This is a genomic window from Victivallis vadensis (assembly GCF_003096415.1).
In the GTDB taxonomy this organism is placed as follows: domain Bacteria; phylum Verrucomicrobiota; class Lentisphaeria; order Victivallales; family Victivallaceae; genus Victivallis; species Victivallis vadensis.
On the sequence record NZ_QEKH01000015.1, the window covers coordinates 39,943 to 61,050 of the forward strand.

The 21,108-nt window shown below is 57.3% G+C and carries 15 protein-coding genes; 2 read left to right on the plus strand and 13 right to left on the minus strand.

Features of this window, described 5'->3' with window-relative positions:
- Positions 1 to 188: 188 nt before the first annotated feature.
- The 10 genes from rpsD to C8D82_RS10305 form a co-directional block, all read right to left on the minus strand.
- The gene (rpsD, locus tag C8D82_RS10260) at positions 189 to 791 is read right to left on the minus strand and encodes a 30S ribosomal protein S4 (protein WP_116884194.1); all 603 of its coding nucleotides are present in this window, start codon (positions 789 to 791) and stop codon (positions 189 to 191) included.
- A 199-nt stretch (positions 792 to 990) separates the two neighbouring features.
- Positions 991 to 3,501, minus strand: coding sequence for a hypothetical protein (locus C8D82_RS10265; protein ID WP_116884195.1), 2,511 nt, complete (start codon positions 3,499 to 3,501; stop codon positions 991 to 993).
- A gap of 23 nt (positions 3,502 to 3,524) precedes the next feature.
- Positions 3,525 to 6,077 carry a hypothetical protein gene (locus C8D82_RS10270; RefSeq protein WP_133245150.1) on the minus strand — a complete coding sequence of 851 codons (2,553 nt, stop codon included), beginning with the start codon at positions 6,075 to 6,077 and terminating at the stop codon, positions 3,525 to 3,527.
- A 65-nt stretch (positions 6,078 to 6,142) separates the two neighbouring features.
- Positions 6,143 to 7,381 (minus strand): hypothetical protein, encoded by a 1,239-nt coding sequence (locus C8D82_RS10275; RefSeq protein ID WP_116884197.1) that lies wholly within the window; start codon positions 7,379 to 7,381, stop codon positions 6,143 to 6,145.
- A gap of 21 nt (positions 7,382 to 7,402) precedes the next feature.
- Positions 7,403 to 8,776 (minus strand): hypothetical protein, encoded by a 1,374-nt coding sequence (locus C8D82_RS10280; RefSeq protein WP_133245151.1) that lies wholly within the window; start codon positions 8,774 to 8,776, stop codon positions 7,403 to 7,405.
- A gap of 14 nt (positions 8,777 to 8,790) precedes the next feature.
- Positions 8,791 to 10,605 (minus strand): pilus assembly protein PilM, encoded by a 1,815-nt coding sequence (pilM, locus tag C8D82_RS10285; RefSeq protein ID WP_165832993.1) that lies wholly within the window; start codon positions 10,603 to 10,605, stop codon positions 8,791 to 8,793.
- A gap of 123 nt (positions 10,606 to 10,728) precedes the next feature.
- Positions 10,729 to 11,415 carry a hypothetical protein gene (locus tag C8D82_RS10290; protein WP_116884200.1) on the minus strand — a complete coding sequence of 229 codons (687 nt, stop codon included), beginning with the start codon at positions 11,413 to 11,415 and terminating at the stop codon, positions 10,729 to 10,731.
- Positions 11,416 to 11,437: 22 nt separating this feature from the next.
- Entirely contained in the window at positions 11,438 to 11,914 is a 477-nt protein-coding gene (gene secG / locus C8D82_RS10295) for a preprotein translocase subunit SecG (RefSeq protein WP_116884201.1), read from the minus strand.
- A gap of 47 nt (positions 11,915 to 11,961) precedes the next feature.
- Complete coding sequence (gene tpiA / locus C8D82_RS10300) at positions 11,962 to 12,732, minus strand: triose-phosphate isomerase (protein ID WP_206212487.1); 771 nt, start codon at positions 12,730 to 12,732, stop codon at positions 11,962 to 11,964.
- Positions 12,733 to 12,885: 153 nt separating this feature from the next.
- Complete coding sequence (locus C8D82_RS10305; RefSeq protein ID WP_116884203.1) at positions 12,886 to 13,305, minus strand: hypothetical protein; 420 nt, start codon at positions 13,303 to 13,305, stop codon at positions 12,886 to 12,888.
- Positions 13,306 to 13,505: 200 nt separating this feature from the next.
- Between C8D82_RS10305 and C8D82_RS10310 the strand changes: the two genes are divergently transcribed.
- Both C8D82_RS10310 and C8D82_RS10315 read left to right on the plus strand, forming a co-directional pair.
- A complete protein-coding gene (locus C8D82_RS10310) occupies positions 13,506 to 15,014 on the plus strand; it encodes a hypothetical protein (RefSeq protein ID WP_116884204.1) in 1,509 nt (502 codons plus the stop codon).
- Between the two features lie 12 nt (positions 15,015 to 15,026).
- Positions 15,027 to 16,691 carry a type II secretion system protein GspD gene (locus tag C8D82_RS10315; RefSeq protein WP_116884205.1) on the plus strand — a complete coding sequence of 555 codons (1,665 nt, stop codon included), beginning with the start codon at positions 15,027 to 15,029 and terminating at the stop codon, positions 16,689 to 16,691.
- Between the two features lie 941 nt (positions 16,692 to 17,632).
- On the opposite strand, the gene C8D82_RS10320 is transcribed toward C8D82_RS10315, so the two are convergent.
- From C8D82_RS10320 to C8D82_RS10330, 3 genes are all read right to left on the minus strand, one after another.
- Complete coding sequence (locus C8D82_RS10320; RefSeq protein WP_116884206.1) at positions 17,633 to 18,352, minus strand: Bax inhibitor-1/YccA family protein; 720 nt, start codon at positions 18,350 to 18,352, stop codon at positions 17,633 to 17,635.
- Positions 18,353 to 18,419: 67 nt separating this feature from the next.
- Positions 18,420 to 19,877 (minus strand): excinuclease ABC subunit UvrC, encoded by a 1,458-nt coding sequence (locus C8D82_RS10325; protein ID WP_116884253.1) that lies wholly within the window; start codon positions 19,875 to 19,877, stop codon positions 18,420 to 18,422.
- 227 nt (positions 19,878 to 20,104) lie between these two features.
- Complete coding sequence (locus tag C8D82_RS10330) at positions 20,105 to 21,091, minus strand: alcohol dehydrogenase catalytic domain-containing protein (protein WP_165832994.1); 987 nt, start codon at positions 21,089 to 21,091, stop codon at positions 20,105 to 20,107.
- Positions 21,092 to 21,108: the final 17 nt, after the last annotated feature.

The window sequence follows — 21,108 nt, forward strand, 5'->3', positions numbered from 1 at the left end:
ATCTGCCCGAATACAGCCTCCGGCAACTCGTAGAGCTTCAGCCTGAGCAGCCGCTCCACGCATCGCAGCAGTAGCTGTGCGCCCCCTTGAGCAGGGTTCCGGTGCATCTCATGCAGATACATCCGAAAGACAAAAGACGCCGCACCAAACGGGGCGGCGTCTTCCGAAATAAATCCGACGGAATCGGATCAGCGGGCGTAGTATTCGATCACGCTCATGATCTTCACGCTGACCGGAATCTCTTCCAGCTGCGGAGCGCGGGTCAAAGTGGCCTTCAGGTTCTCGAGATCGACTTCCATATAAGCCGGAATCGTGGAGTTGCCCTTCTTGGCGATTTCAGCGATCGCCGGCGACTTGGCCGCGTCGATCGAGATGACCTGGCCTTCCTTGACCAGACAGCTGCTGCGGTCGATCCGCTTGCCGTCGACCAGGATGTGACCGTGGTTCACGAACTGCTTGGCCGCGAAGATGGTCGGCGCAAAGCCGGCGCGGAACACCATCGCATCCAGACGCTGTTCGAGGCTGCGGAACAGCTTTTCGTGGGTCTGGCCGGTACCGGCCTTCGCCTTGGCGTAAGCGATCTGGAGCTGTTTCTCGCTGATCGCATAGTAGTTCTTGAGTTTCTGCTTCTCCATCAGCAGCTCGCCATAGGTGGAGAGCTTGACGCGACGGCCCTTGCCGTGCGGTCCCGCGGCATACGGGCGCTTGACGCTCGGACATTTCGGATCACCCCAGATGCACTGGCCGATCCGGCGACAGAATTTGTGCTTCGCTCGACTTGCGGTTGGCATAACCAATCCCTTTCTTTAAACAATGATGCTTACTGCCTGAAGCCGGGTGTCAAGCCTTCAATAAAATTGGGGCCCGGCTCCAGAATGAATACAGGTCTTTAAAATACTCCGTAACTCTGGTTTTGTCAAGCCGATACTGATACAAAACCGCATAAAAAAGCCCTCTCCTGATCAGGAGAGGGCCTGAACGATGCCGGAATCAGCGATTGCGGCCGAATTCCGGGATTCCGCGCGAACGGGTTTCGTTCGGGAAGAACGCGGAGCCGTCCGGCTTCACCAGCCGGCAGGTCAGGAACACCAGCAGATTACGCTTCTGGGAATCAGTGTACTTCGACTGGAAAAGCCGCCCGACGATCGGCAGGTCGCCGAGCACCGGAATCTTGTCATTGACAATCTCCACCTTATCCTGCGCCACGCCGCCGAGCACGACCGTTTCGCCGTCATATACGGTGATGTCGGTTTCAATGCTGCGTTTGTCGAAGATCGGCATCTGATAGTATTCACCGTCGGTATTGCCGTCGGAGTCATAAGTACGGGCGTCGAAGATCATCCAGCCCGAAAGCGTCTGGACCGGCAGCAGCACATGCGCCGTAATCGTGCGGCGTTCCTTGTCGATTTCCGGCTGAATGTCGAACACAATGCCCAATTTGGTCGGCTCGGATTCAAAGTTCGGCTGGGGATCGGCGGAAATGCCGCGCCAGTAGGAGGTTCCCTCATTGGAACCGTCGCCGGAACCGCCGGTGTTGTTGTTCGGCAAATCCACAATTTCCCAGTCCTCCGGGAAATAACGCTCCGTCACCATTTCGATATGCGCCGGCTGTCCCGGAAGAGTCGTAACCCGGGGCGCCCCCAGCACATCCATGCTGTCGGCCTGATTCAAGGCGAACAGGTTCGCCACAATGGCAGTACCATCCGCATTCTGCCAGACATAGCTGAAAGTCGAATTATAAGTCGGATTGCCGGTGCTGGAATCGCCGCTGCTGTTGGTCTCATCCCGGTAATAACGCAACAGTTCGTTGGAATTCGGACCGAATTTGACATCCCGGGGATACTTGCCGTTCTCCATCACGTTGGCCTCGGCGCCGCCATTGACCGTCAATTGATAATTGAACGCCAGCTCCTTCAGGTCATCCTGGGAAATTTCGATGAACTTGCAGAGAATCTGCACCATCGGTTCCTGCTGGTCAAGCAGTTCGTGAATCACAGTATCGATTTTCTGAAGGTTGTCGACCGTGTTGTAAACAATCAAACGGGTGATTTTCGGGTCGTAAACGATCTTGGAGCCGGTCGGGAATTCAACACCGTTGCCGATGAAATAGTTTTTCAGCTCCTGCTCATTGTTGGGATCGTCGACCGGCGAACGGTCCAGCGGGAAAAGCCGGGTTTCCATATCGTCGATCGCCACACTCTGCGGAGCGATCACCACCGCGTATTTCTCAACCCGGTAGCGGAGCTTGGCCGTATCGCAAAGCCGCTTGATCGCGTCCATCAGGGTCTGATTCTGAATCAACAGCGAAATCCGCTGCTCATTATCGATCGGCAGGCCGTTTTCATCCAGCAACGGTTCCGCGCCGTCAGCCGCCGGCACCGGAGCCGGCTGGGGCCGCATTTGCGGAGGCATGCCGGGACCGCCCATTCCCATGCCATCCGGACCACCCATCATATCATTCTGGGCATTCAGCTTGGCATACAACGCCGCCGCGGAGCCATCGTCACGCCGCAGGAAGATATTGACTCCGACCTGTTCCGGATCCTGCTGGCGACTCTGCTCACGAAGGTTTTTGATCGCGGCGGAGATCGTCACATCCTCAAAGTCGATCCGCGGAATCCGAATCGAATCCAGCTTCTTCTGAAGCGCACTGACCTCCCGCTCCTCCTTGACTTTGGGCTCGACTCCCAGCATGTTGACCGCATCCGCGCTGTTGCTTTCCGGCACAACCGGGATCGCGAACTTCCACTCCGTTTCCGCAATCAATTTGCGATGCTCGTTCGCATAGCGCGCCAAACCGGCTTTATCGACCCGCCAGTAGGTCGCCTTGATGTTCTGAATCGCATCCGCATTATACGGATCAATCAGCAGGACATTGTCGAATTTGCGAAGCGCACGGGTATACTCCCCTGCGGCCACCAGCTGGCGCCCCTGCTCCATCAATACCTGTATCTGGTATTCCTGATTTTTCTGATTCGGCAGCAGGGTTTCCACACGGGCTTCCGGATTGGCGGCAAGATGAGCCTGACGCTTCTCATAAAGATCAATCCGGGACTGCAGCTTTCCCTTTAATTCCGGACAATACTTCAGGGCTTCCTTGCAAATCCGGATCGCCTCTTCAAAATCGCGCAGAGCCGCCCGCTCCTCCGCCTTGCTCATCGCCTCCTCCGCCATATATTTATAGCAGGTGACGACCTGGGACCGACACATTTCCGCACGCTTCTGGAACTCGGGAGAAGGAAAGCTCTCAAAGATCTTGATTGCAGCCAGATATTTATCCCGCGCCTCCAGATATTTGCTGTCGATCAGAAGTTTGTTGGCTTCGGAAACCAGACGGCCCGCCCGGATTTCGTTTTCCTGCTTGCCCTGGTCAATTCTGCTGATATCCACGCGCATATCCGGAGAGATCGCCGCCGGCGCTTTCTCTGCGGCCAGTACCGGTGTCAAGCCTACGCCCAGCGCAAAAGCCAACCCCCATAATTTCTTTTCACGATTCAACATATTTTTATGCCTCCGGCGTTAATTTAGCGGTTGAAGTCCGGCGCACCCAATGCCCTGTTCCGGCGAATCGGCACACCGTCATTGCCGACCAGACGAGTCGTCACAAACAAAAGCAAATTATTGCGCGTTATGTTTTCAGATTGCGACTGGAAGAAACGTCCCACCAGAGGGAGATCGCCGAGGATCGGCCATTTATCCGTGCGGGTTGTTGTCGTCGCATCAATCATGCCGCCCAATATGATCGTCTCACCATCGTACACATTCACGTTCACTTTCACGTTCCGGCGCGAAATGATCGGCTTCCAGACGTTGAACCGGTCGGTCGTCTTGGTCTGTTTCAAGGTCGTTCCTCCGGTAAATGCCCCGGTACTCGGATCGGTGGCACGCACATATTCCGTGAGAATACCCTTCACCTGAATATTGTATTCATCGCGGCCGATATAGTTCGTCACGGTCGGATTGACTTCCAGAGTGATCGTGTAATTGTCGGCATTCACCTTGGGGGTCACGTCAAAGATAATACCGATATCGGTTTCATCTCCGAAGGAGGGCACCGGCGCCGTGATCGTGTAGTTGCCGTCGTCGTCTTCAATCTCGTAAGCATCCCAGTCTTCCGGGAATTGATAGCTCTTCACCATCCGGACTGACGCCATCCGGTCATTTGAAGTCATCACCTTGGGGGCCGCCAGCGTTTCCGTCCTGGTATTACGACTCAAGGCATTGATCGTCAGCGAGATATTCAACGGCACATCCGAACCGAACGGATGGACATTTCCGAACAGCGAGGGGAAGAAATTCCAGCCGTCGATCAAAGCGGTATTGACGCCGGTAATGCCTTCGCGCACCGTCCGCGTCGCCGGATTCGACTGTCCTCCCCCCTGCCCGAACAGCCAACCGCTGACCATATTGCCGGAAGCATCCGTCTTCACACTGCCGATCGCGCTCATCGACCAGTCGAAACCAAGCTCCTGAAGGTCTTCTTCGCTTACTTCGATGCCTTTGATCTCCACCATGATCAACGGTTTCTCAATTGCGTCAAGCTGGCGGATCAACTCATCCAGCCGCCTCAGATTCTCCGGAGTGTTCTTCACGCTCAGGCGGCCGGAACGTTTGTCATAACTGATCGAAGAACCGTCGAAAAACATCACGCCGCGATCTCCGAAGTACTTTTTCAGAGCCGCTTCCGTAACGCGCTTGCGGACCTGTCCCGCCGAAGCATCCGTCAAAAAGGTCTTGGCATCCGTCGCAGCGCCCGCCACGCCCAATTCAGCGCCGGCACCACCGCCGCCGCCGGCGGCTCCCGCCGGAGCGCCGCCCATCGGGCCGCCGCCCATATCCATACCGTCACCGGCCGCATCCGCGCCGTCGGTGATGCTGGAAATCAAATCTCCGCGAATCTGGAAATTACGCACCTGCATTTCGTCAACTTCCGGCCCGATAAAAACATTGTCCCCGTCGATCCGGTACTTCAATCCGGTATCCTGACAGATGTAGCGCAGCACCTCGCTCATCGGAATCCGCGTGAAATTCATCGTAACCCGGCCGAGCTGCTCGATCGTTTTGGAATTCATACCGGTCGCAATATTCACTCCCTCCTTATCCGGATCGAAGGTTTTGCTCCGGTTATTCAGGAAACGGATCACCGCCATGATATCGGCGTCGTCAAATGCGATGGTCGGAAAAACAATCCGTTCCATCTTCGCATAAACCCCCTGATTGGAGGCCTGTTTCTGAATCGAATCGCTCGGTCCCTGCGAAAGCGTTGCGGAGAAAACCGGCTCAGCCCACGACCAATCCGAGTACGCAACCATGCCGGCGGTATCCGCTTCGTGGCGCGCCAACCCATAAGAGTAGAGCTGCCGATAAATCTTATTCAGCAGAGCGATCGCATCGACATCGTAGGGATCGATCAGGAACACCTGTTCCGCGCGGTTGCGGGCTTCATCAAATTTATTGTTGTCATAGAAAACCTGGGCTTCCCGAAGCAAAAGGCTGATCTTCGCTTTGTCGCTGGCATGGGAAGGAGCCGCCGTTTCCAGAGAAACATCGCGCTGCACTTCGGCATTGCGCCGTTTCTTCTGAAACTCTTCGATCATCGCCTCCGCCTTCGCCTGCAGAGCCGGATCAACAGTCCGAATCTCGGTGGCAAACGCCAGCGCATCATTATACCGCTTGTCCGACATCGCGGAATAAGCACGGGCAATCAAATTGTCCGCCCAGGCGCGCCGCGTTTCCGCCAGCTCCCTGCCGAACGTTTCACGACGGGTATCGGCAAGAGATCCTTCCAGACCGTTCAGGCTCTCCATGATCTGCTCATAGAGTTCAACCGCCTCTTTGAACTTTTCCTCACTGCGGAATTTCCGGGCCTTGCCCAGTAACTCATCCTGAAGGGCAAACTGTTTATCGGCCGTCGAAATCTTCTGCTCGGTCAAAGGATTGGCCTCAGCCCCCCAAGTCACTGGCGACAAATCCGGCCGCTCCCCGGCAACCCCCTCACCGGGAACTCCGGAAACAGCAACCACCAGACCGATCGCGACCACTCCACGCGATAAAAGTTTACGGTTGGAGATTTCCATGCTCTTTTCTACCTTATTTTTGATCGGAAATATTCAAAATTCTGTTTACTTTACCTGAGTCGGAATCAATACCCGCCGCGCGGGGCCATCCCCATGCCGTCCTCGCGCAGCTGCTCATTTTCGAAGTTCACCAGCATTTCGTCAGGAATCATTCCCTTCTTGGTCACCACCATCTTACGACCGGCGGGGTCCAGAGTCGTATCCCCTTCCACGGCGGACGGATTCTCCAAAGTCACCGTCATCGCCTTGGCGTCGATCGCCTTTACCCGATAGTTGGCGAAACCGGTGGTACGAAGCCCCATCCGGAACCGTTCGCCGATGTCGCAGATAATCATGCCGTCCCGCACGCCGACATCTTTCATGATCGCCTTCGGACGCGAGGAGAAAACCTTTTTGCCGACCTGAAGCTCCAGTTTGTCCGTCCCCTCCACCTGCTCCAGATACATCACGGATTCATCGCTGATCCTGGGCGTTCCTCCCTTGGTTTCGGCGGGGATCTCCCTTTTCACCAGTTTGACATCCGCGATCTTGTAAGTTTTATTATCCAGCTCAATGGTATTTCCCACAGCTTCAATACTGGTGATTTCCCGGTTGCGCTTGTTCACCATGTTCAACTGAAGGTCCCAACGCGATTTATCGTCGCTGTTATTGGTATTGACCGCCATGAATTTGATCGGCAATTCAACGCGCCGGATTTCCTGCAACCGCAACCGGTACCACATCGGAGAGTGGCTGCGGGGATCAACCGGACTGGTCTTGGCAACCCGGATTTCAAAGATATTGCTGAAACCGTCATTGTCGCGATCCAGCAGAGCATCCTCCACATTCAATCTGAATCGTGTCGCCTCCTCCTGCGTCAACTGAATATTATTCAGGAAGAGCTGCCCTTCTTCCGCAGTACGCTTCGGCGGTTTCTTCAGTTCCAAGCCGCAGAACGGACACGGCTGCTCCTCCGTGAAATAATAGAGAGGAATGATTTTTCCACAAGGCTTCTTATCCTCGCCGGGACAACGGGCCATCGGAAAAGTCACCACCAGATCGGAGAAAAACGGATTCGCCTTATTCCTTGCCTGCGAAGCCGGCCAGTTCGCATTCCGGGACTGCCAGTAATCCGCAATTTCAAACTCCGCCGCCTTCGGGTCATGGACTTCATAATCCGCAGCACGGGTCGGAATCTGCAGACTTTCCTCCGTAATCTCCTTGGTCTGGTCGATAATCCGCAGAACATATACCATCGAAAGAATAAAAGCCAACAGCAGCACAAGCAGTATCAGCTTTTCATAATGTCGCTTCAAGAATTCCAAAATGAGCCTCCGCGCCGTTCTCTAATTTTTATTCAGGATCACATATTCAACTGTAATCTGCGCCTGACAATCGCTGTTGGCGCCAACCAGTGTGTTGCCGTAACCGATACGCTCGTAAAAAGGCTTCTTCTTCTCCGCTTCGAGCCACTTTTTGCGCGCTTCTTCGAGCTGGGCGCGCTGCTCCTCTTCCGTCATCTGCCGGTCGGATTCCATCGGCCGCTGAATATTGCCGCGGCGGCCGCGGCCGCGCCCCTGGAATTGGGGCTGCTGCATACCGGGCATGCCCGGCTGCCTCATGTCGGGCATCCCCGGCATACCGGGCGGCTGCATACCGGGCGGCATGAAACCATCCTCGCCATTCTGTCCCTCCATTCCCGGCACTGCCGAAGCGGGCATGAACAACAATTTAGCCTGATCCTCCACCGCATATAGAAATACGGCGCGCACCACATAGACACGATTCCCCTTGAGGTAGGACTGATCCAGCAGGGAAACCAGCTTGCGAATGCTCTCCAGCGAGCCTTCCACTTCAAATGTGAAGTTATAAACCTGATAATCGCCGACCGCTTCGCCGGCGACGGTACGCTTGTAGAAGCCATTCAGACTCTTCACCTTGGCTTCCACCATCTTGGAGACGATATCGCCGATGATATCCCAGTTGCGGGCCACCTGCGGATACTCTTCCGGCTGGAAAACATCCTGTTGCGTAAAGGAAAAATTACCGGCCTCCACATTGCCGACGGTGATCTTGCCGGCAGAAAGCATATCAAGCAATTTGTACCGGTAATCCGTCATGAACCGCGAGAGAAGCTCCGGCTTGCCCTGCATGGTCCGCGGCACGCCAAGGGCGGTCAGAAAAACCTCATCCACCGACTGATCCGTAATCGGTTCCGTCGTTGCCTTTTCCGCCAGCTTCTTGAACTCAAGCATCGCATCACGCCAGTTCGGAAAGCGCTGCTGAAATACCTTGAATGTAATTCCCTGCTGAGCAACGTTGGCCGCATCAACTTTGTTCCATTCCTCGAAAAAGAGAGTTTTGAACTCGGCCAGAGAAATGGGCCTGTTCGCCTTCTTTTCCGGATCCCTATACCGCACAACCTTGATGAATTCCTCCAGCGCCGGCAGGAGCGGATCGTTGAATGCCCGTTCAATCGCATCGGCCGCCTTGGAGTAAGTTTCGATATCCTGCCGGATCCGGGGCTTGTTTTCATCCACCGGCGCAGGCTTCTTGGAAACCAGAACTCCGATATCTTCACGAAGTTTATTCACCTGATTGATATAAGCGCTCATCCGGCTGTGTTCGATTGCGGTCCAAACCAGAAGCGCGATCGCCGCAACCGATGACAGACTGATCACAATGATCAGGATCATATTTTTCTTGACAAATCGATTCACTGTCGTTCTCCGTACTATTTCTTGATCGGTTCTTTTAGCGTCACACGCATCTCGAACGAGGTCATATTCAATGCTTCGGTATTGGGTTCATACTTATCAAGCACCGTACCGTCTTCCGCATCCGAAAAATACTTCGAAGTCTTGAACCGATTGCGCAACTCCCTTTCCAGCAGGTCGCGATTTTTCAATACCAGAGTATAGCCGACCAGCCGAAGCTGTTTCACTTCGCCGATGTCCCGGTAAACCCTTGCCACCGGCTCCGCCGGATTGGCCGAAGAACGGCGGCCTCCACCGCCGAACGGCCCGCCTCCAAACGGCCCTCCACCAAACGGCCCTCCTCCCATATCCATCCCCATGCCGGGACGGTCGCTTTCGCTGCCGGCGGCGGGAGCGATTTCATCACCGATTCCCTCCAGGGTCGTCAGCCACATCGTATCCGGGATCAACTCCTGAAGCTCCGTCAGCATCCCGGTCCATTTCCCGCGCGCATCCACAAAAGCTTTGGCATTCTCATAGCGGGATTTGGCGGAATTCATCTGATTCATCAGATTCGTGACTTCCTTCATCTTCTTGTTCGTCTCCTCCACACGCACCTGCACACGATCCACGCGGGACTTGTCGAAGTTGAGACGCTTGTACACGCCGATATAGAAGATCCCCAGACAGACCAGCAACGAAGCCGCCGAAATATAGAAGTACGGTTTCTTGCGGTCCAACTCCTTCTGATTCCGGATGGAAGCCGGAACCAGCGAAATATCGATCGGACACTGCGTGATGCTGCGCAAGCTCATGCCGATCAACTCCTGGAACATCGGAGCGACCGCCTGAAGTTCTTCCTTGTCCACCTGCTCCGCTATGGTGATGGCGCCGAACGTATTCAGATATTCAACCGGCAACCGCAGCTTTTCCTGGAAGAAGTCGGTGATATACATCATCGTGGAACCGCCGCCGGCCAGCAACACCCGGGACGGAGCGTTGCCGCCATGCTGCGCGCGCCACACATTGATTGAACGGCTGACCTCACCGTGAAGGCGGGTCATCACATTTCGCGCAATCTTCGAAATCGTCGCGGCGACCTCGGACTCCGGCTCTTCATAGGCGCCGCCCAGAGCGACGAAACCGTGACGGTGCTTCAGGTCTTCCGCTTCCGCGAAACCGATATTGTACTCTTTGGCAACCTGCTGGGTGATCGCGTCGCCCGCGATCGGAATGCTGCGGATGAACGCCCGCTGATGGTCGGCGATCATCAGGTTGGTGCCGCGTCCTCCGATATTCAGGATCAACACGCATTCATCGTCCCGGCACTGAGTACCCTTGGCGGCGTTGAACAGCGCGACGGGAGCAATCTCCACCGACAGAATTTCCTTGCCGGAATCCTCGATCACATCCGTATAACAGGTGATCTGGTCCGTTTTGACCGCAACGAACAGCGCCTCATATTCTTCATGGGAATCCGCGATTTCCAACGTGGAACCGTCCTCCTGGGTTTCAACGCGGGTGTCTTCCCACTCGTGCCGGATCAACTGATAATCCCACACCACCTCGTTCATCGGGTAAGGGACCGTCTGCCTGGCTTCATATTCCACGATTTTATTGATTGCGCTCTTGTTGCCCATCAACGGCGGCAGCTTGCTCAACCGGGAAAACGACGACTGGCCGGAAAGCGAAAGCCGCACACTTTTGGCGACAAAACCGCCCTCCGCCAGCATTTCGCGATAGTTCCGCGCGAAAACCTCCTCCGGAGTCATCCCTTCCTGTTCTTCCAGCTTGCGGAAAGCGAATTTCCTCAGCATGATCGCTCCGCCGGGCGGGAAGACGAACTCAGCCATCTTCAGATTGTCTCCGCCGACGTCAATCGTTAAAACCGTGTTTTCTTTTGCCATTTTACTGTTTGTTCCGAATGTTCAGCACCGAGGGCAATTTCCGGCGCCGGATTTTATAAAATAATAAACTTATTTTGCACGTGCCGGTTTTATATAGTCGTAATCGGAAAAATCGGTCCAGCGCCACGGCGACTCATCCTTGGAAAGAATCACTCCATCCCGGACGATATTGGGCTTGACCTGCAGCATCTTCGCGAACTCCTGCCGCTGCAGGGCCAGAGTGGACCCCTTGACATTGCAATAAGCGATTCCGAGGATATTGTTGCTGCGATCAGTGAAAACCGCCTCCGCCCAGAAAGTACTCGAGGAAGCCGTACTGCTGCTGCCGCTCACCGGCAGATAACGGTCCAGAAGATGGGGAGGGATCATCATCAGGGCGACATGCCGGCGGCCGTCGACCGGAATCGTCATGAACTCTGTCTTGCCGGTGAAAACGCACGGCACCATGCGCCCCTGGCTCTGGGCGTCAAATATCACGGTCAGCGTCAGGGTGATGTCATCGATCCACGCATTGCGCAATTTGGAGATTTTGGGATAATATTCCACATAAAACACAACCCAGCGGTTGCGAAGCGCACCGCTGACCGAAGCCACGCTCCTGGAACTGTCTCCGCGAACCGAAGGCGTGCTCTCGCGGGAATAGGTCAGCTTCATTTTCGTGAAGAGAAACTCATCCGGCAAGACTCCGGGTGCAGCCCAAACCGTCATTCCGACAAATACAGCAGCCATCACGGACATGAGCAGTTTTTTCTTCATCGTCGAGAAGCTCCTCCGAAAATTACTTTTGCTCCGCCGCTTGCGGAGCGGCACTCTGTGCTGCGGGCGCTTCAGGCTGCGCCTCCGGTGCAACCGCGGAAGCGGATACGGCGGTACTCTCCAGCGCGGCAGTCACTCCATCCGTGGTTCCCTTGTTTACGCCATGCCCGATCAATGACGCCAAAACCAGCGTCACCAGAAAAAATACAGCCGTCATGATCACGGTGGCCTTGGTCAGATGACTCCCGGCCTGAGCGCCGAACACAGACTCTCCCACACCGCCGAACGCGGCGCCCATTCCACCGGATTTGGAAGGCTGGACCAGAATGATCCCAATCAGAAGCAGCGCTACCACTACGACCAGCGCATACAACAAAACGGTTAAAGTCGACATATAAAGGCCCTTTAAAACTTGTCGTTTCCCGAAGCCGCCCGTCGACGGCTCCGGTTGCATTTGCAAAACTTTGATAATATTAACGCCAGCCGCAGCAAAAGTCAACCCCCAACTGCCGCCAATGCGTCAATATTATCGATATTTTTGCGAAATTACCCGGCAATCGCGTTGTGAATCAGCGCGGAGAAGCTATCCGCCTTCAGAGCGGCGCCGCCGATCAGGCCGCCGTCGATGTTCGGCTGAGCGACCAGTTCCTTCGCATTTTCGGCCTTCATGCTGCCGCCGTACTGGATCCGGACGCCTTCACCGATCTCTTTACCGAACATATCGTTCAGGGTACAACGGATGTAGTTGTGGGTTTCTTCCGCAATTTCCGGAGTCGCGGTCTTGCCGGTGCCGATCGCCCAGACCGGCTCATAGGCGATCACGACCTTGGCCATATCTTCCTTGCTCAAACCGGCCAGTCCGCCTTCGAGCTGGGTGAACAGGACCTTTTCGGTCTTGCCGGTTTCGCGCTCTTCCAGAAGCTCGCCGACGCAGACGATCGGCTTGAGGCCGGCGGCCAGGGCGGCCTTCAGGCGTTTATTGACGGTTTCGTCGGTTTCGCCGAAATACTGGCGGCGCTCGCTGTGGCCGAGAATCACATATTCCACACCGAGTTCCTTCAGCATCGCCGCGGAAATTTCGCCGGTGAACGCGCCGCTTTCCGCCCAGTGGACGTTCTGCGCGCCGACCTTGATATTGCTGCCCTTGACCGCATCGATCACGGCGGCCAGCGTGGTGAAGGTCGGGCAGACCACGATGTCGGCGACATCCGGGCAGACATCGGCGACCAGCGGCTTCAGGGCATCCACCAGCGCCTTGCCTTCGGCGGCGGTTTTATTCATTTTCCAGTTACCGGCGATAATTACTTTACGGCTCATTTCTATGATTCCTCTCGAAAATTAGTAAAAAGATAATCAGTTCTGGCGCTTGATCGCCATCGGAGAACATATCACCAAAAAACTTATTTTGCAAATCCGCTGCTTATTCCGGTTGAAACAATCGGCAAAAAAACTGACCGGACGGCATCCCCCCTATTGCCGTTTCACCGTGACGGCGGAGGCGTTCAACGTCTTTTTCCACACGATTCCCAGCCCGATCCAGCCGGATACATCTTCCCGGAGCCGGACATCCTCTACGCCGTCCGCATTGTCCTTCGCGCACTGCCGGTCGAGCATCCGGAACATGTATTTATCTTCCAGATTATCGGAAAACAGATTGTAGGCGCCATGGTTCGGAAATGAGACGGAACCGCTCCACAGCGGAATCCAGTACAGCAAATAAAATCCGGTGTTGGCCGCTTTCAGGTTGGTCACCACCGGGTTGCCGCCCTCACTCTGCTGCCCGGGAAGCGCCGGAGTGCTCTGCATCACCGACGTCGTACAGCCGCCGGCGAATACCAGCGCAATCATGCAGAAAAGCCCGAACCGTCTCCCGATTCCCGTGATTTTCATCTTCCATCTCCTTGCACATATTCCGGAAAAACCGTCAAAAACACCTTTTAATTTAAACCGTTGATTCCGTTTTTACAAGCCCCCGGGTTTAATAAAGACATCTCACGAAATCCTTACAATATTCAAACAATCCACTCCTATATTAGAAAGCGAAATCAAAACAGGCAGTCCCCGAGTCCACCAACAGAAAGGATATTGATATGAACCGAACAGCCGCGGCCCTCCTGCTGGGAGCCGGCCTCCTGCAGGCCGTCTGCGCCGCCCCGGCGGAAAACGTCCGAACCATCCGCCTGATCCAGGATGACGCCCAGGATTACATGGTTTCCAAGATTTTCGAGCTGAAATACCTGATGGCCAATGATGTGACTCCATTCGTGCTCGGCATCGTCAAACGCTACAACCACCTCTCCACCGTCACCCGGATCAACTACAAAGCGGGGAAACAGCAGCTTCTCGCCGTCAGCTGCCCGGTCAGAATGATGCCTTACGTCGACGAGATGATCCGGCTCCTCGACCGGCCGTCCCGGATCGCGGGCAAAGCGCCGGGCGATCCGATCCGGGGCACCGGCTCCACCCGCGCCGTCTATCCGGCGAAATTCCGCGCCGCTCAGGTGATGGTCGACATCATGACCGGCAGCGGCATCAACAGCGGCAAAGATTCCTATGTCGGCTACGATCCGACGACCAACCTGATCTACTGGAAAGACGACCTCAACAAAAGCGACGATATGCTGAAATATCTCGCCTGGCTCGACCGGCCGATTCCGATGGCGAATCTCTCCTTCACCGTCTATGAGGTGCGCGACAGCATCCTGCGCGATCTCGGGATCGACTATCTCGGCTGGCGCAACGGGCCGGGCCTCAACCTCTTTCAGGCAGGCATGGACGCGCTGTCGCTCTCCTCAGGCGGCAGCAGCGCGGTCAATGCGGCCAGCGGCGCTTTCGGCGGATTCTTTTTCGCGCCGCAGTTCGACGCCAGTTTCATCCGGATTCTCCAGCAGGACGGTTTGGCGAACATCGCGAACACCGCGAGCCTGACCGTCGCCAACAGCGACTCGGCCGTCTACAGCATCGGCTTCCACCCGGAATCGCAGGCGATCTTCAAGCGGGACAATGATCAGCTTCAGGTCGGCGTCTCCGGACTCGGCATGCAGGGGGGAGTCAAGCCGCCTGAATCTTCGACCGGAGCCGAAAATCCGCTTCTCACCGGCTCCGCCCCTCCGCCGCCGCTGGCGCTGTCGGTCACCGCACCGCGCATCTGCTTCCGCGGCGAGGCCGATGCCAGAACCGGACAGGTTCCTTACCGGCTTTCCGACTACAATACCACGGTCAACGCCCTGGTCACATTCAATTATAAGATTCAGGTCGCCGACGTCGTGGAACGCAACAACTACGGTGCCGAACTGGCCGAGATCGACCAGCTTTCCGGCGACTGCAACCTGCTCTCCGGCGAGGAAAAGATTCTGACCATGTGGCATAAGGAAAGCGAGGTGGAACAGACCATCGGAGTTCCGTTCCTCTCCGAAATCCCGATCCTGAAGCATCTCTTTTCCACCACGACCATCAACCGGGAAAAAACCTGGTATTTTGTGACCGTCCGTACCGTGCTCGCCCACCCGGAAAGCCTCCCTCCGGCTTACGGCGGCCAGCTTCAGGCGTTTGAATCCATCTCTCCGGCGGCCGCGGCGGTCAGCTCCAACCAACTGTAAGGTGCTTCAACCATGAAAAAGATTCTTCTGCTTCCCCTCTCCGGCCTCATCGCCATCGCCACCGCCGCCGCGCCGGGCGATTCCGCCTCGGCTCCGCTCTACACCAGCAACACCTTCACGCCGTCGCCGGGCATCCCGCGCGACAAGAACAACGCGCCGACCGCCAGCTACATGGATTCGCAGGTGCAGGCCCAGTTGCGGGTCGATCTCGACAGGGACACCGATGCAGTTCACTTCATCCGCGACAACAACGATCCAAGGGTGATCACCAAAACCTATCTGCTCAAGCACGTGCATCCGTATGCGGTGCGTTCGCTGCTGCGGGACGCGATCACCACCAAACGGGTCGACGCCAGCTACACCGGCGTGGAAACCATCCTGTTTGAAGACGGCACCGCGCTGCTGTTCGTTTCCGCCGAAGAATACCGGTTCAAGGACCATGAAAACGGCATGGGGATCGATTCGCTGGTCGCCAGGCTCGACCAGCCCGGCATGTTGAACAGTTCCGGGCAGCCCAAATTTGTATATTTTCCGGCCAACGTCCCGGCCGCGACCCTGATGCCGATGATCGAAAAGGTCGGCATGAACGTGAAGGACGACGAAGCCGAACTGATCGGCGGCAAGGACAAGGTCAAGCTCGATCCCGACCTGAACTGCCTTTTCTTCAACACCGCCAATTATTCGCGCAAAAACATCGAGGAGATGCTCCGCAAATACGACGTCCCCCTCCCCGAAATCAAAATCAAGCTGAACGTCTATGAGCTTTATTCGGAAAACGACGACAAGCTCGGCGTCGACTTTCAGGCGTGGAAAAACAACGAAGGCACCGATTTCTTCAGCGTCGGCGGCCGCTTCCGCGACAACTGGGCGGCCACCTACGGCGGCACCATGGCCCGGCCGCAAGGCTCCGAACGGACCAGTTTCTACAACTTCAACCCGAAGTGGAACACCCGTTACCTCGACTTCCTGACCTCGAAGGGAAAGGCGAAAATCGCCTATTCCGGCGAAGTGACCGTCCGGCAGAACACCACCTCCACGCTGTCGCGCACCACCCAGATTTTCTACACCGACACCACCGTCCCGCCGGACGACACGCAGGAAACCATCGACAACTGGTTCACCCGCCCGCTCGACAATGCGCTGCAGGCCCTTGGCAGGGAGTCACCCGGCAACGATATCCGGATCGGCAAGGACAATCAGCAGAATGTGACCAGAGCCCCGCAATCCTTTGGTTTCATCATGACCGTCAAAGCCGGCTCGATCGCGCCGGAAGCCGCCATTCTGCAGATCAGCCTCGACAACTCCTCGCTGATCGGCTACCAGTCCAGCGGCGCGCCGCGCATCCAAAAGGGAAACACCATCCGCAACAGTGTGATGATTTCCACCAAGCGGAACGAGTTCGTGATCGGCGGACTCGAAAAGCGGGAAGTAGTACGCGGCTCCACCGGCGTTCCCTACCTGAAGGATATCCCCGGCCTCGGATACCTCTTTCAGGTGGAATCCGAGTCCACCCGCAAATCGCAGCTCGTCGTCGCCGCCCAGTGCGAATATGTCTACCCCGAAAGTATCTCGCCGGAGGAATATGACAAGCTGATCCGCTCCATCCGCACCCGCACCGCCGATGCGGGCGGACGCAATCACTACTTTTTCAATCAGTACCTGCTCGACCGGCAATAATGCAGACCGGCGGGCAGCCGGGCGGCAAGGTGGCGGCAAGGTGCCGCTGCCGGGTGCCGCTGCCGGGGGCGCACGCCAATGCCCCTACGGGGGGCGTGCGGCGGCTGGCACTGGTGAGCCGTGGTTGGTCGGCATATCACCTTACGCGATGCACAAATAAGGCCGAATCGCCGTTTTCGCGGCGCACAACAAGCGCGGTCAGCGCCGCGGCGGCAAGGTGCCGCTGCCGGGGGCGCACGCCAATGCCCCTACGGGGGGCGTGCGGCGGCTGGCACTGGTGAGCCGTGGTTGGTCGGCATATCACCTTACGCGGCGCACAAATAAGGCCGAATCGCCGTTTTCGCGGCGCACAACAAGCGCGGTCAGCGCCGCGGCGGCAAGGTGCCGCTGCCGGGTGCGCACGCCAATGCCCCTACGGGGGGCGTGCGGCGGCTGGCACTGGTGAGCCGTGGTTGGTCGGCATATCACCTTACGCGATGCACAAATAAGGCCGAATCGCCGTTTTCGCGGCGCACAACAAGCGCGGTCAGCGCCGCGAACGAATGTGAGGGAATTATTTTGCTGCCGCAAAATAACGAGGAACGATAGTGACGAAGCCGAACGTAGAGAGCGAAGCCCCTCCGGCGTAGTGAGCGCAGCGAACGCTGAGGAGTTGGCCGCCGCAGGCGGACAAGTAAGCGGCGAAGCCGCGCCCGCGAGCGGAAGTGCTCCGCAACCGGACCGGCCTCAGCCACCGGCGAGGGGGTCCGGGGGACGTGCGCGACGTCCCCCGGAGCCATCCGCAGGCCGGAGGTGCGGTACTCACTACCCTCCGGGCCCCCTGCCTGTTCTTGATGCAATGCAAAGCCGGGTATAACACTCACGTGCGACTGGAAAGCGGAGATGAATCTCCGCACTCCAAAGACGCTTTGCGTCGCGGGAGCAAGCTCTGCGAATGCCGGTCAGCGGCGGTTTCCGAAAATGCGGAGCAGGAAAAGGAACAGGTTGATGAAGTCGAGGTAAAGCTCGAGCGCGCCGAAGATCGCGACTTTTTTACCGGTTTCGGCATCAAACTGCCCCTCGCCGACGGCGAGCGACATCAGTTTGATCTTCTGCATATCCCAGGCGGTGAGGCCGGTGAACAGAACCACGCCGCAAATGCTGATCAGCAACGAAAACGTCGAATTCGCCCAGAACATATTGATCAGCATCGCGACGATCAACCCCCACAACGCCATGCCGCACATGCCGCCGATTCCGGAGAGATCTTTCTTCGTCACATAACCGAAGGCGCCGACGCCGCCGAACATCAGGCTGGTCGTGAAAAACGTGCGGTAGATTGCAGCCGGTTCATAGGCCATGAAAATCCATGACAGGGTCACGCCGTTGAGCGCGGCGAACAGCGCGAATCCGAGACCGGCGACGAAACTTGAAATCTTGTTGATCGCGGCGGAAAGGCCGATCACCAGCAGGACTTCCACGATCAGCAGTCCCAGGAACGCACCGCGGTTCTGGATCACGAAATCCTGCATGGTGGAGTTGGCGATCGCGTAACTGATCCCGGCGGTCAACGCAAGACCTCCGGTCATCCAGCCGAATACTCGGTTCACGAAACCGGCCTGGGTCAGTTGCGCTTCCTGACCGATGGCGGCGGGAGCGCGTTCATAAGATCTGTCGTTCATGGTAAAATCTCCTCTTTCATTGTGTCGATGTTATTACAATACATCAACTTTGCGAAATTCCAAGCCGCTAACCGAGAGCGGCGAGAATCTTTTCCGCCAGCGCCTCGCCGATTCCCGGAACTTTTTCGGCAATTTCGTCCGGCGTGGCCTTTTTCAGGGCGCGCAAAGAGCCGAATGCGCGCAGCAGTTGCTTCTTGCGGGTGTCGCCGATTCCCTGAATTTCATCAAGGCGGGACTGCTCGATCCGCTTGTTCCGCAGTTCGCGGTGATAGGTGATCGCGAAACGGTGCGCTTCATCGCGAAGCGCCTGCAGCATCCGCAGCGCCGGATTGTGACGGTCCAGCACCACCGGTTCGCTGCGGCCGGGCAGATAGATCTCCTCGTTCCGCTTCGCAAGGCCGATCACCGGCAGCGGCGGGCAGCCGATTTCCACCAGCGCGTCGATCGCACTGGAGAGCTGCCCCTTGCCGCCGTCGACCATCACCAGGTCGGGCAGCGGCCGCTTCTCCTCCAGCAGCCGCCCGAAATGGCGGACCAGCACTTCGTGCATCATCGCGAAATCGTCGCTCTGGTGGACGGTGCGGATTTTGAAGCGGCGGTAGTTGTCCCGGTCCGGCCTGCCCTCCTTGAAGGCCACCAGGCTCGCCACCGCCAGTTTGCCGAGGATGTTGGAGATGTCAAAACCGATGATCCGGCTGGGGAGCTTCTCCAGCCCGAGCGCCTCGCCGAGCGCCCGGACGGCGGCCATGCCGGGGGCGGTGCCCGGCAGTTCGGGACGCTCGAATATGCGGTTCCTTTTCCCGAATACCGCTTCCAGATTGGTCAGCACATCGCGCAGATGGGCGGCTTTTTCAAACCGCTGCTCCATCGCCGCCGCCGTCATCTTCTCCCTGATCGCGGCGGTCAGTTCGGCGATGTCGCCGTTCAACACCGCGACCGCCTGCTCCACCCGCTCCCGGTATTCCTCCGGCGTCACCGCGCCGGTGCAGGGGGCGCAGCAATCCTTCACGATCCGTTTCAGGCAGCGTTTGCGGGTCTCCTCATCGGGTTCGGAATCGCGGCAGGCGCGCAGCCCGAAATGGGCGAGCAGGAATTCAAGGGTCATCTTCAGCGCGCCCCCTTTCGGGAACGGCCCGAAATACTGCGCGCCGTCGTTTTTCTTCAGCCGTGCCAGCTTCAGAGTCGGAAACTTCTCATGCCAGTCGATCTTGAGCAGCAGATATCGCTTGTCGTCGCGCATCAGCACATTGTAATGCGGCGCGAAATCCTTGATCAGCCGGGATTCGAGGATCAGCGCCTCGTCTTCGGTGCGGACCACCTCGTAGGACCAGTCGGAAATCGAATTGATCAGCGACCGCAGCTTCGCGTCGGCGCGCACCACCCGGGAGGGCTGGAAATACGAACTCATCCGCCGCCGCAGGTTGGCCGCCTTGCCGACGTAGATCACCTTGCCGAACCGGTCGCGATAGACGTACACGCCCGGTTTGGCCGGTATTTCCGACGGATGAAATTCACTTTTGTCCATGATGGCCCCGCAATTCCTTTCTTTCATCATAAGATACACCGGAATTGCGGAAAAATCCATCCGCAGTTTGCCTCGGCGCGGAGTTCCCCGCCCCGGAACCCGGGGGGAAGTGCCGGGGAAGAACAGCGGGTCAAAAAATTGGGGGAACCGCCAGTTCCATGCACTCCGGAATTCCGGGACAGAGAACTCCGCGCCGAAGCAAACCTGATGATTTTCGTTCCGTCAGTTCAATCGCACCTGACCGCGCCTTTGATGAAGCCGTTCGCGTGCTTTTCCATCTCCTCCATGCCTTTGTCGAATTCCTCAAGCGAATAGATGTGGTTCGTGACGCCGGTGAAGTTCCAGATGCCGCGGGACAGCAGCATCATGATCCGGCCGCAGAGCCCGGCCTCATACATGATCCGGCGCTCATGACAATTGATGGTGTCCATCGCCTTGAAGTTCCAGAGCTTGTAGTCGATCGTGCGCAGCGAATCGTTGTGGTAGCCGCCGATTCCCATGCGGCCGTGGGCGCAGACCATCTCGCCGGCGAGCTGCAGGCCGCTTTCGGTGCCGGTGAACTCCATCACATTCGGGAAGCCGATCCCGAAAATGTCGGTCTTGTGGCCGTCGCGCTTCAGGTCGGGAGCGCCGATCGCCTTCCAGTCGAGGATGTACTCCTGCGGCAGCTCCTCCGGCAGATAGGTCTCGGTCGCGCCGAACCTCCGGGCGTTGTCGAGCGCCTCCTTACGGATATCCACCGCGACGATGTCGCCGTATCCCATCGCCTTGAACAGCGAAATCATCCCCAGTCCCATATAGCCGCAACCGACCACCGCGACGGAATCTCCGAGCGTGGTCAGCGGCATCTTCACCGCGGCGCTCAGCAGACAGGCGAGAGGTTCGACGATCGCGTCCTCGTCCTTCAGGTTGTCCGGCACATGGACGACCTTTTCCGGCTCCATCACGATAAATTCCCGGAGGCCGCCGCCGCCGAGGCCGGTGACCCGGTCGCCCTCTTTGAAGCCGGTCACATTCCGGCCGCAGCGGGCGACCACGCCGACCGATTCGTGGCCGAAGAGTTCGCCCGGCTGCGCGACGGTCCACGGATACCACTCCGAATGGCACATGCCGGTGTAGGTGACCTTCACCAGCAGCTGGTCGTCGGTGATTTCCGGAATCGGCACATCGACCACTTCACTTTTCCGCGGCCCGACCATTACAACCTGTTTCATCGCAATCTCCCTGTTGA